The sequence below is a fragment of the Salmonella sp. 2018103 genome (assembly GCF_026247685.1).
GTDB lineage: Bacteria > Pseudomonadota > Gammaproteobacteria > Enterobacterales > Enterobacteriaceae > Salmonella > Salmonella enterica.
In genome coordinates, this window is the sequence record NZ_CP111029.1 from 2,670,797 (window position 1) to 2,682,912 (window position 12,116).

Sequence of the window (12,116 nt, forward strand, 5' to 3'; positions counted from 1 at the left end):
GGCACCCTCACGAAAACTCGAGTTAATGACCTGCTTTTTCTTCCTGCCAGCGTTCATGTAACTGGTTGAGCTGGGCGCTGGCTGTTTTCCAGCGTGCTGAGTCCATGAGCTCCCGGCGTGAAAATGAACCTTTATGATACAAACGTGTAACACGTTCTGCTTTGATCGGCGACAGATTATCCAACACGCTGACTGCGCCTTTACGATTATTGCAGACCAGAATCATATCGCAACCCGCATCCAGCGACGCCTGAGCGCGCTCAGCATAGCTGCCCATAATCGCCGCGCCCTCCATCGACAGATCGTCGGAGAAAATGACGCCGTCAAAGCCTAACTCCTGACGCAGCACCGTTTTCAGCCAGTACGGCGAACCGCTTGCCGGGCGTGGATCGATAGCGCGGTAGATCACGTGGGCAGGCATAATCGCATCCAGTTTATTCTCGCTAATCAGCGTGCGGAACACCGACATATCTTTGCCACGGATATCCGTTTCAGGACGTGGATCGCACGGCGTCTCTTTGTGGGAGTCCGCCGTGACCGCGCCGTGACCGGGGAAATGCTTACCGGTCGTTTTCATCCCGGCGTCATGCATGCCGTCAATAAAGCGCGTTGCCATTGCCAACGCTTTTGCGGGATCGGCATGATAAGAACGCTCGCCAATTGCCGCGCTGATATGCCCGACGTCCAGCACTGGCGCAAAACTGATATCAATATCCATCGCGATCATTTCGCTGGCCATCAGCCACCCTGCCTCCTGCGCCAGTCGCCCCCCCTCTTCCAGCCCATGCAGCGCAAAAAAAGATTGCGCCGCGGGCAGGCGGGTAAACCCGTCACGGAAACGCTGTACGCGCCCGCCTTCCTGATCGACGGCCACCACCAGATGGTTACGCGATGCCGCCCGAATCTGGCGCACTAATTCGCGCAGCTGTTCCGGGTCATGGTAATTACGCGTGAACAGAATAAGCCCGCCAACCAGCGGATGCGCCAGTATCTCGCGCTCCTCCGCATCCAGCTCACATCCTTCGACATTCAACATTACTGGGCCCACACTGCTCTCCTTATCCTTTCATACGTAGCTGGCGCCAGGTTTCATCGGCCAGCCTGATAAATTGTTGCTCGCCGGTTTGTCGCCAGCGGTATTCGAACCACCCTGCTTTTAGCATAATGACCCACGGGTGCCATAATCGTATCTGTCGCCATAGCTGCCGGGCGTCGATTCGCGCGCGCGCGGCATAAGCGTCTGCCAGTTGCCGGTGCTGGCGTTCATCCTCAACCCATACTGCCGCCAGCTCCAACGCAATATCGCCGTCTCCGGCATACTCCCAGTCAATCAGTCTCAACCCGGCGGGCGTTAATACTATATTGTCGCCATGGACATCCATATGCAAAGGCGCGAGCCGCAGCGGGCGAGGTTCTCCGTTTTTTTGCAACTGTTTGAGCCGCCGCAACCAAAACGGCGTACGCCTTGCCGGATCGCAACACGACCAGTACTGCGCCAATAGTGGCGATAGCGCGATACGCCAGCCAAAACGCGGCTGTTGATGCAAATGATACAGTAAGGCCGCCAGTTCGTCGGCATCTGGCAGAGCGGAATTTACCACACCATGCAGATATTCTACCGCCATCCAGCCTGGCGTATAAAAAAGCGCTCGCGGCGCAAGACTGGCCGGCAATTGGGATAAGGCGCGGTAATGACGTAAAAAATGGGCTGGTGGAGCGTCGGGGTCGTGATGACGACGCAGCACGACACGGTGAGTATCGTGGTCAATAATACAGCTCCCGCCGCTTAGCCCCTGCGATGCGGCGACGGCGGGACGATACTGGGGAAAATAGCGCGACAGGATCTCGTCGCGCGTTAAGGGATTATTGTTGTTGGACCGCACCTTTACCTGACCAGATTATCTCGCCCGTTTGCACCAGCATTAACTGCATCTGTAATGCAGGCGCGTTAACGTTACCGGATGCGCTGGAGTAAAGTACATATTGCGCCCCGACATTGCGCGCAATGCCAATAGCTTTACTGCGCGTTCCCAGACTATCCTGCGGAGACAACCCTAACTGTTGTTTTGCCATCGAGAGTTGCTGTACGGAGACCAGCGTAAATTTACCGTTGTTCGCCAGCGCATTACGTAACGTTTCCGTTGCCTCGTTCGCATTTAACGACCCATTTGTCCGGTTATTCACGCTGTCGACAAGCAATACGCTTCCGGCCGTCACGCCATCAGCCTGCAACATTTTGCTGACCAGCGGTTGCATCGCGCCGTTCCAGTCATAGTGGCGCACCTTAGGCGCTGGCTGGCCCGTTTGATCTTCATGTTCGATCGGCCCCGGTTGCTGTGGAATGGTTGGCACAGACGGCACAACAGGAGGCTGTGGTGGCTGCGCGGGTTGTTCTGGCGCTGGTTTTACCTCTTCAACTGGCGCAGGTTGACGTTGCGCCATACACCCGGAGAGAAATATCGCCAGCGCAGCAATGGCAGCGTAGCGATGCATTTTTGTCATCAAAATTCACTCCTCACAAATAAAGATAAAGCCTGACCTTATGCGCCCCCAGATAATTGGCGCTGCCAAATAGCGTTACCGACGAACGCGCGGGTATGGTTACGCTACGCGGCGCCTCCAGCGGATGCATCTCCAGCCCCCGCGCGTCATACCAGTAAAACCGATAATGAACGGTTATGGGCTCTTGCCTTTCGTTATAGACGCGGGAAGAAGCTGATGGCTGGATATCAGACGCCGTCAGTTCAGGCGGCTCTGCGGTGACCCCCGCCGCCAGAACCGTGGACTCCATCACCAGCGACTGCGCGTCGCTTACCGGAATTTCAGGGTGTGACCGGCAGCCGGTAAGCAGCAGCAAGCCCAGAGAAACCGCGATGCATCCTTTGATCATATTTACAAGCCTTTATGCGCCAGCATCGGGCCTAGCGGGCGGCCGCCCAGTAGGTGCATATGGATATGATAAACCTCCTGGCCCCCATGACGGTTGGTATTCATGATTAAACGATACCCATCTTCGGCAATGCCTTCCTGTTCGGCGATTTTCGCCGCCACGGTGATCATCCGACCTAACGCCTGTTCATGTTCCGCCGTCACGTCATTGACGGTTGGGATCAGGATATTGGGAATAATCAAGATATGCGTCGGCGCCTGCGGTGAAATATCACGAAAGGCGGTGACCAGCTCATCCTGATAAACGATATCCGAAGGGATTTCACGACGAATAATTTTGCTGAATATAGTTTCTTCTGCCACGACGTTTTCCTTTTTCATAATAGCCCTTGCAGCGCACATGCTACGCCGAGCCATACTGCGAGTATAGAGTATGAGCGAGTTACCGACGCTCTTTCAACTTTAACCCACGATTTATTAAGCGAAAAATGACTACATGCTGGACTTACCGCCATATCCCCCTGCCATGACGCCTTTGTACGCTTAAAAAATATTTTTAGTTTGCCTGTTTATACCGTTTTACACATTTAATACAAATGCGTATATTTCTCATTTGCATTTTTATGCGCATTAACTAGCAAAGAATGAAAAGGTTCAACGTCATACGTCCTGAACTTACCCCAATAACAAGCAAGGATTTTCAGATGTCTTTCATTCAATACCGCCGGGACAAACACCTTCAGTCCACCGCCGCACCGTCGCTGTTAGCTATGGGTATGGCGATGGCATTTATGCCTGCCGCCTTCGCGGCTGAGGATACCGTTATTGTCGAGGGCGCGACGACCGCTGACGCCGTAAACCGCGAAGAACAGGATTACAGCGTGAAAACGACCGCAGCGGGCACCAAAATGACGATGACTCAGCGCGATATCCCGCAGTCGGTCAGTATTGTCAGCCAACAGCGTATGGAAGACCAGCAGTTGCAAACCTTGGGCGAGGTGATGACCAATACGCTGGGGATCAGCGGAAGCCAGGCTGACTCCGATCGCATCAGCTATTACTCGCGCGGGTTTGAAATTGACAACTATATGGTTGACGGTATTCCAACGTATTTTGAGTCCCGCTGGAATCTGGGCGATGCGCTAACGGATACCGCGCTGTATGAGCGCGTGGAGGTGGTTCGCGGCGCGAATGGGCTGATGACCGGAACCGGTAATCCTTCTGCCTCAATAAATATGATTCGTAAACACGCCACCAGTCGGGAGTTCAAAGGTAACGTCTCCACAGAATACGGTAGCTGGAATAAGCAGCGTTACGTCATGGATCTGCAAAGTCCGCTCACCGCAGACGGCAATGTCCGTGGGCGCATCGTGGCGGGTTATCAGAATAATGATTCCTGGCTGGACCGCTATAACAGTGAGAAAGCGTTCTTTTCCGGAATTGTCGATGCCGATCTGGGTGCAACCACTGGCCTTTCAGCCGGTTATGAATATCAAAAAATTGATGTCAATAGCCCGACCTGGGGCGGTCTGCCGCGCTGGAACACCGATGGCAGCAAAAATAGCTATGACCGCGCGCGTAGTACCGCCCCGGACTGGGCTTATAACAACAAAGAGATAAATAAATTCTTCGTCACGCTTAAGCAGCGTTTTGCCGAAAGCTGGCAGGCGACCCTGAATGCGACCCATACTGAGGTCAAATTCGACAGTAAAATGATGTATATCGATGCGTTAGTCGATAAAGAGACAGGTACGCTAGTGAGTCCTTATGGCGCAAGCTACCCCGTGGTCGGCGGTACGGGCTGGAACAGCGGCAAGCGCAAAGTAGATGCCATAGATCTCTTTGCCGATGGCGCTTATGAGCTGTTTGGCCGTCAGCACAATATGATGTTTGGCGGCAGTTATAGTAAGCAGAATAACCGCTATTTTAGCGCCTGGGCGAACGTCTTTCCGGACGACATTGGCAACTTCAGCGCCTTTAACGGTAATTTCCCCCAAACCCACTGGGCGCCACAAAATCTGGCGCAGGACGATACCACGCATATGAAATCGCTGTATGCCGCTACGCGCATTTCGCTGGCCGACCCGCTGCATCTGATTCTTGGCGCTCGTTATACCAACTGGCGTGTTGATACACTGACCTACAGCATGGAGAAAAACCATACCACGCCGTATGCCGGGCTGATTTATGATATCAACGACAACTGGTCCGCTTATGCCAGTTATACCTCTATCTTTCAGCCGCAGAATAAACGCGACAAAGCGGGTCAATATCTGGCTCCGATTACCGGTAATAACTATGAAGCGGGCCTGAAGTCCGACTGGATGAACAGCCGCCTCACCACCACGTTGTCCGTGTTCCGCATTGAGCAGGATAACGTCGCTCAGGCAACCACTATTCCCATCCCTGGCAATAATGGGGAGTTTGCCTGGAAGTCTACTGACGGAACGGTGAGCAAAGGCGTCGAATTCGAAGTGAACGGCGCAATTACCGATAACTGGCAGATGACTTTCGGGGCTACCCGATATGTTGCCGAGGACAATGAAGGTAACGCCGTGAACCCTAATCTCCCGCGCACCAGCGTGAAGTTATTCACCCGCTATCGTCTGCCGGCGATACCGGAGCTGACGGTCGGCGGCGGTGTGAACTGGCAGAATCGGGTTTACAAAGATACCACGACGCCGTACGGCACTTTTCGCGCCGAACAGGGCAGCTATGCGCTGGTCGATCTGTTTACCCGCTATCAGGTGACGAAAAATTTCTCCGTACAGGGAAACATCAACAACCTGTTCGATAAAACCTACGACACCAATATTGATGGTTCCATTGTTTACGGCGCGCCGCGTAACGTCAGCCTCACCGCCAATTATCAGTTCTGACAGACTGTCGGAGAGCGGCATATAAAGCGCCATTAAAAAAGGCAGCCGAATGGCTGCCTTAATTCTCCCCAACATCATTACTGCTTAGCTGTTACGGATGTACTCATCCATTTCCGTTTTCAGGTTATCGGATTTCGTACCGAAAATAGCCTGAACGCCGGAACCCGCGACGACAACGCCTGCCGCGCCCAGTTTCTTCAGGCCAGCCTGATCCACTTTCGCTACATCGGCTACGCTCACGCGCAGACGCGTGATACAGGCATCCAGGTTAGTGATGTTCTCTTTACCGCCAAACGCCGCAACCAAAGCCGGCGCCATTTCGCTGGTCGCGCCCGCTTTTGCGTCATCAGTAGTGTCTTCACGACCCGGCGTTTTCAGATCCAGCGCTTTGATCAGCACGCGGAACACGGTGTAGTACACAATCGCATAACCGGCGCCAACAATCGGGAACAGCCACAATTTGCTGCTGTTACCGGACAGCACGATAAAGTCGATCAGACCGTGGGAGAATGACGTACCGTCACGCATCCCCAGCAGGATACAGATCGGGAATGCCAGACCAGCCAGAATCGCGTGAATAATGTACAGAATCGGCGCCACGAACATGAAGGAGAACTCGATAGGCTCGGTAATACCCGTCAAAAACGAGGTCAGCGCGGCGGAAATCATGATACCGCCCACTTTTGCGCGGTTTTCCGGTTTAGCAGAGTGCCAGATAGCAATGGCCGCAGCCGGCAGACCGTACATTTTGAACAGGAAGCCGCCAGACAACATACCCGCCGTCGGGTCGCCCGCCATATAACGCGGAATGTCGCCGTGGAATACCTGACCCGCTGCGTTGGTGTATTCGCCGATCTGCATCTGGAAAGGAACGTTCCAGATATGATGCAGACCAAACGGCACCAGGCAACGCTCGATAAAACCGTAAATACCAAACGCGACAACCGGGTTCTGATAAGCCGCCCACTGCGAGAACGCCTGGATAGCCGTACCGATTGGCGGCCATACGAAAGACAGCACCACACCGGTAAAAATAGCGGCCAGACCCGAAATGATCGGCACGAAGCGTTTGCCCGCAAAGAAGCCCAGATACTCAGGCAGTTTGATACGGTAGAAGCGGTTAAACATATACGCTGCGATCGCACCGGAGATAATCCCCCCGAGAACACCCGTATCAGCAAGGTGTTTAGCGGCGATCTCTTCAGCAGGTAAATGCAGAACCAGCGGCGCAACCACAGCCATGGTTTTCACCATGATGCCATACGCTACTACCGCCGCCAGAGCCGAAACGCCGTCGTTGTTGGTAAAGCCCAACGCCACGCCGATAGCGAAAATCAGCGGCATATTGGCAAAAACAGATCCGCCCGCTTCTGCCATAACGTGCGATACAACGGCTGGCAGCCAGCTGAAGTTAGCGGAACCGACACCCAGCAGGATACCTGCGATAGGGAGTACGGATACCGGCAGCATCAGCGATTTACCGACCTTTTGCAGGTTAGCAAATGCATTCTTAAACATAATTGAGAGTGCTCCTGAGTATTTGTGCTTTTCTACGTTCTCACGCATTGGCGAGGGGGGAGAACCCCGCCGTGGACAGGACATCTAAGTGCCCTTTTATTTATTACACAGAGTAAAATAAATACGTCTGATTTTGTTTGACGGCTATCACGTTTCAGCGCCAGATAGCCTAAAAAGTATCACATTCTACCAAAATGAGTTTCCGAATGTTTCTATAAGCTCGCTCACCGCCCCTTTTGTGGCGGTGAACTTTACGCGTTTTGCTTATTAATTACGAGCTTTAAAAAAACTCGTTTAACGGATTGATGACAGGCGAGACGCGTCAATATGGAACAGGCGAGCAAAGTTATCGGTGGTGATCTGCGCCAGTTCTTCAACGGCAACCCCTTTCAATACCGCCATATATTCTGCGACGTCGCGTACCATCGCAGGCTGGTTCTCTTTACCGCGATGCGGCACCGGCGCCAGATAAGGAGAATCGGTCTCGACTAATAACCGATCCAGCGGCACATAGCGCGCCGCATCACGCAACTGTTCAGCGTTACGGAACGTTACGATGCCGGAAAAAGAGATATAAAACCCCAGATCCAACAATTTGCCGGCCGTTTCTCTGTCTTCTGTAAAACAGTGTAGTACGCCGCCGCAATCCGTCACTTTTTCTTCGCGCAGGATAGCCAGCGTATCGGCACGCGCGTCGCGAGTATGGACAATCACCGGTTTATGCAAGTCGCGGCCAATCTGGATATGATGAATAAAAGACGCCTGCTGGCGGATTTTGGTCTCAGGCGTGTAAAAATAATCAAGCCCGGTCTCGCCCATCGCCACCACATCGTCTTCTGCAGCAAGGAGGCGCAGTTCTTCTACGTCATACGCTTCATCCTGATTTAACGGATGCACGCCGCAGGAAAAGACCACATTATCGCGCTTGCCCACCAGCTCGCGCATATGGCGATACCCCGGCAGCGTCGTCGCCACCGCTAAACAGAACTTCACATCGCGCGCGGCGGCTTTCGCCAGCACATCGTCCACGTCCTTATGCAAAGATTGATAATCCAGACCATCAAGATGGCAGTGTGAGTCGACTAAAAACATAATGTCTCTCTCAAAGATGAGGAACAGGCAACAAGGTGCCTGGTTGCAGGTAATGCTCGATGCGGAGAATGAGATCGGTTAATACCAGTTCGCGGTTTAATCCGGTCACATGAAGTAATTGATCACGACAATGGCAAACATCGTTCAGGATTGCCTGAATACGCGCCGGGGATAGCGGCCCCGCCAGCGCGGCAACAACCGCGTCCGCATCAACGTTTGTCAGGTACGACGCGCCGTGCTGACGTTTAAGAGCATCAACCAGCAGCGTCGCCAGCCAGTGCAGGCGCGCCGGGGCTTGCTCATGATTGAGCGCCGTTAATAACGCATACCAGTCGCCCGTATGTAAACTGTCCATTAACGCCTGACACAGCGCCTCACGCAGCGCCCAGCGTTCAGACTGCAACAGCGCCAGCGCTGCGCCGGGCGACCCCGCATTCAGGCGTAGCGCCGTGAGCAATGCCTCTTGTGACGCCGTCACTTCTCGCGACAGCCATGACATCGCATACGATTCGGACGGCGGCGCCAGATGATGCAGCCGGCAGCGGCTGCGTAATGTCGCCAACAGACGAGCAGGCTCCGGGCTGGCAAGGAAAAACCAGGTTTGCTCCGGCGGCTCTTCCAGCGTTTTGAGCAACGCATTGGCAGCGGCGTCGGTTAATAGCGCCGCATCCGCAATCCACACCACCTTCGCGCCGCCCAGACGGGAGTGCTCGTACAATTTCTCGCTGACCTCGCGTACCGCATCTACGCCGAGGCTGCTTTTGCCTTTATCCGGCGTCAGCGTGTAATAGTCCGGATGCGTGCCAGCCTGCATAAGCTGACAGCCTCGGCAATGCCCACAGCTTTTGTGGCCCTCAGGCTGCTGGCATAACAGATAACGGCTCAGCGCATAGCACAGCGCCTCGTCGCCCATGCCAGGTAAGGCCTGAATCAGTAGCGCATGGTGCCCACGTCCCGCCTGGTAACTTTCTACCAGTTTTTCATAGGCGGGCCGTAACCATGGATACCATTTCATGCCGCTTGCTCCTGCACCCACTTCGTCACCGTGGCGCGAATGTCGCGCATGACGGCATCCAGCGGCTGGGTCGCGTCAATGGTGCGGATACGCGAGTCTTGCGCCGCCAGTTCCAGATAGCGCGCGCGAGTCCGGTTAAAGAAATCAAAAGATTCCTGCTCAATGCGATCCAAATCGCCGCGCGCTCTGGCGCGTTTTAGCCCGACTTCCGGCGTGACATCCAGATACAGCGTCAGGTCAGGGCGAAAATCGCCCAGCACGGCATCGCGTAGTGTCGCCAGCATGGTTTGATCAATGCCGCGCCCTCCCCCCTGATACGCCTGGGTCGAGAGATCATGTCGATCGCCGATCACCCATATGCCTTGCGCCAGCGCGGGTTTGATTACCGTTTCGACGAGCTGTACGCGAGCGGCATAAAACATCAGTACTTCCGCTTTATCGGTAATCACTTCGTCGCCTACCGCTCGAATATCCAGCACCAGACTTCTTAGTTTTTCGGCAAGCTGCGTACCGCCCGGCTCACGGGTAAAAATCATGTTACGAATACCCAGTTGCTCAAGGGTCTCCACCACCACGTCGCGCGCAGTGGTTTTTCCGGCGCCTTCCAGGCCCTCGATGACGATATAATTACTGCCCATTTTTTTCCTTAAGCACTTTCAGGTACTCCTGCACTGACCGATTATGGCTGGCAAGATTGGTGTTAAACGTGTGACCGCCTTTGCCGTCGGCCACAAAATAGAGATACGGCGTTTTCGCCGGATGCGCCGCCGCCTGCAATGACGCTTCGCTGGGCGATGCAATCGGTCCTGGCGGCAGCCCGGTTATGGTATACGTGTTATAAGCCGTCGGCTTTTCCAGATCCGCACGCGACAAGTTACCATTATAACTCGTCCCCATCCCGTAAATCACGGTGGGATCGGTCTGAAGGCGCATACCGATTCTCAGGCGATTAATAAAGACTGAGGCCACCTGATCGCGTTCGCTGGCGACAGCCGTCTCTTTTTCAATAATCGAGGCCATTGTCACCAGTTGGTTCTGATCTTTATAAGGCAGCCCCTCGGCCCGGCCTTTCCAGACAGTATCGACAGCTTTCACCATCTTTTGGTGCGCTCGCTTGAGAATAGCGACATCGCTGGTGTTGGCGGTATACATCCAGGTATCGGGCCAGAACCACCCTTCTACCCATTCCGGGTGCGCAAGCTTTAATGCCTGAGCGACAGTGGCGTAGTCATCATCCGGCAATGTATGGCGAATATACGGCGCCTCTCGTAGCTGTTTCAGGTAATCGCTAAGGCGCATCCCTTCCACAAACCGCAACGGGAATTGCGCTTCTTTGCCGCTCTCCAGCAACTCAAGCATCTCCCGTACGGTCATCCCCGGCGTAAAACGGTAAGTTCCCGCTTTAAAGTGCGATAACTCAGGCTCCACGCGCAGCAGCCACTGAAATACCCGGGGGCGATTAATGATTTTTTCATCATAAAGCTGGTCGCCAAGCGCCAGCCGCCCCGTTCCCGCCTTGAGCGTAAAGATAGTCTCGTCTTTAATAAGTAACGTGCTGTTCGCCAGATGGCGAACTTTCCACATCCCCACGCTCGCGGCAATACCCAGCACAACCAACAGCAGAAGGAAAACGCCTGACAATTTTTTCATAACTAATTCGGATGCTCACAAAATGGGGCTAAAAATTGAAACAGTGTTCGCGAAGAATACGACGTCCCGTGATAGGCGCGTATGGGAATAATCGGCATTAGCGCGTTGCAGATGATAACCTCATCCGCCTGCCTGACCGCCTCCTCTCTCGCCTGAACTTCAAGGACCTGGAAAGGAGATTGCGCCAGTTGGCGTAAACAAAATTGTCGCATAATGCCGTTCACCCCGGCCTGATCCAGACGCGGCGTAAAAACAATGTCGCCTGTACGCCAGAACAAATTAGCCGCACAGCATTCCGTAACCCATCCCTCGCTGTCAAGAACCAGCGCCTCATCGGCGTTCGTCTGCTCAAGATGAGAGCGAATCAACACCTGTTCGAGGCGGTTCAGATGTTTTAATCCGGCAAGATAAGGATTGCGCCCAAGCGGTATGGGACTAAGGGTAAGAGTGATGCCCTCGTCTTTCCAGCGGGCGTAGTGGGCAGGGTAAGGCGACACGCTAAGAATCCGTGTGGGTAATTGACAACTGGCGGCGCTGTAACCGCGTCCGCCTGCGCCGCGGGTAATCATCACTTTCAGCACGCCTTCCCGATGCGGTTGTGCCAGGCAGCGCATCTCTTTTACTAATACATCCCAATCGTTAAAGGGGATCGCCAAACGAGAGCACGTTTCTTCCAGGCGAGCCAGATGACGGGAAAACAAGGCAATCTCCCCCGCCGCGATCCGCGCAGTGGTAAAGCAACCGTCTCCGAACTGCACCCCCCGGTCATTCACCGCGAGTCGTTCAGTGGATTGGCCGTTAATCAGATACATTCATCCTCCAGATAACCGCCCATCAGAGTGTCAGGGGAATGGCCTGCGCGCAAGGACTTTGCCAGCAAGATAACACGTTATTTATCAGGTTTTCCTTATTTTAATAAGAAAAGGCATATTTATGTCAACCATAACAAATAAATTATAGCAATAATATTAATCACAGCACCTTAAATGACGAAATTGATTTATTGGACGAATGTATTTAGTAAAACAAAAAACATTAATTAGATATTATTTATAGTCATAACTTTCACATAT

General features: G+C 53.7%; 12 protein-coding genes. 1 reads left to right on the forward strand and 11 read right to left on the reverse strand.

Annotated features, from left to right (window positions below; all coding sequences use genetic code 11):
• Positions 1 to 22 precede the first annotated feature (22 nt).
• Genes nagZ through hinT form a run of 5 tightly spaced genes read right to left on the reverse strand, consistent with a single transcriptional unit; the run spans position 23 to position 3,252 of the window.
• Positions 23 to 1,048 (reverse strand): beta-N-acetylhexosaminidase, encoded by a 1,026-nt coding sequence (gene nagZ, locus OLG56_RS13050; RefSeq protein WP_079900476.1) that lies wholly within the window; start codon positions 1,046 to 1,048, stop codon positions 23 to 25.
• A 10-nt stretch (positions 1,049 to 1,058) separates the two neighbouring features.
• Positions 1,059 to 1,883 (reverse strand): thiamine kinase, encoded by an 825-nt coding sequence (thiK, locus tag OLG56_RS13055; RefSeq protein WP_001257338.1) that lies wholly within the window; start codon positions 1,881 to 1,883, stop codon positions 1,059 to 1,061.
• Positions 1,864 to 2,502, reverse strand: a complete 639-nt coding sequence (gene lpoB / locus OLG56_RS13060; protein ID WP_000164359.1) for a penicillin-binding protein activator LpoB — start codon at positions 2,500 to 2,502, stop codon at positions 1,864 to 1,866. Before lpoB ends, thiK begins: the two co-directional genes overlap by 20 nt.
• Before the next feature lie 13 nt (positions 2,503 to 2,515).
• Positions 2,516 to 2,890, reverse strand: a complete 375-nt coding sequence (locus OLG56_RS13065) for a YcfL family putative periplasmic lipoprotein (RefSeq protein WP_000589563.1) — start codon at positions 2,888 to 2,890, stop codon at positions 2,516 to 2,518.
• Between the two features lie 2 nt (positions 2,891 to 2,892).
• Entirely contained in the window at positions 2,893 to 3,252 is a 360-nt protein-coding gene (hinT, locus tag OLG56_RS13070) for a purine nucleoside phosphoramidase (RefSeq protein ID WP_001532068.1), read from the reverse strand.
• Positions 3,253 to 3,593: 341 nt separating this feature from the next.
• Between hinT and fhuE the strand changes: the two genes are divergently transcribed.
• The gene (gene fhuE / locus OLG56_RS13075) at positions 3,594 to 5,768 is read left to right on the forward strand and encodes a ferric-rhodotorulic acid/ferric-coprogen receptor FhuE (protein ID WP_079980957.1); all 2,175 of its coding nucleotides are present in this window, start codon (positions 3,594 to 3,596) and stop codon (positions 5,766 to 5,768) included.
• Between the two features lie 84 nt (positions 5,769 to 5,852).
• Here fhuE and ptsG read toward each other — a convergent pair whose 3' ends face one another.
• From ptsG to pabC, 6 genes are all read right to left on the reverse strand, one after another.
• On the reverse strand, positions 5,853 to 7,286 hold the full coding sequence (gene ptsG / locus OLG56_RS13080; RefSeq protein WP_000475705.1) for a PTS glucose transporter subunit IIBC: 1,434 nt from the start codon (positions 7,284 to 7,286) through the stop codon (positions 5,853 to 5,855).
• A 294-nt stretch (positions 7,287 to 7,580) separates the two neighbouring features.
• A complete protein-coding gene (locus OLG56_RS13085) occupies positions 7,581 to 8,378 on the reverse strand; it encodes a metal-dependent hydrolase (protein WP_023136612.1) in 798 nt (265 codons plus the stop codon).
• A gap of 10 nt (positions 8,379 to 8,388) precedes the next feature.
• Positions 8,389 to 9,393: a DNA polymerase III subunit delta' gene (gene holB, locus OLG56_RS13090; protein WP_079962996.1), complete on the reverse strand. Its 1,005-nt coding sequence runs from the start codon at positions 9,391 to 9,393 to the stop codon at positions 8,389 to 8,391.
• The gene (gene tmk, locus OLG56_RS13095) at positions 9,390 to 10,031 is read right to left on the reverse strand and encodes a dTMP kinase (protein WP_023220296.1); all 642 of its coding nucleotides are present in this window, start codon (positions 10,029 to 10,031) and stop codon (positions 9,390 to 9,392) included. Before tmk ends, holB begins: the two co-directional genes overlap by 4 nt.
• The gene (yceG, locus tag OLG56_RS13100; protein ID WP_000736469.1) at positions 10,021 to 11,043 is read right to left on the reverse strand and encodes a cell division protein YceG; all 1,023 of its coding nucleotides are present in this window, start codon (positions 11,041 to 11,043) and stop codon (positions 10,021 to 10,023) included. Before yceG ends, tmk begins: the two co-directional genes overlap by 11 nt.
• Positions 11,044 to 11,045: 2 nt before the next feature.
• On the reverse strand, positions 11,046 to 11,855 hold the full coding sequence (gene pabC, locus OLG56_RS13105) for an aminodeoxychorismate lyase (protein WP_023226011.1): 810 nt from the start codon (positions 11,853 to 11,855) through the stop codon (positions 11,046 to 11,048).
• Positions 11,856 to 12,116 lie beyond the last annotated feature (261 nt).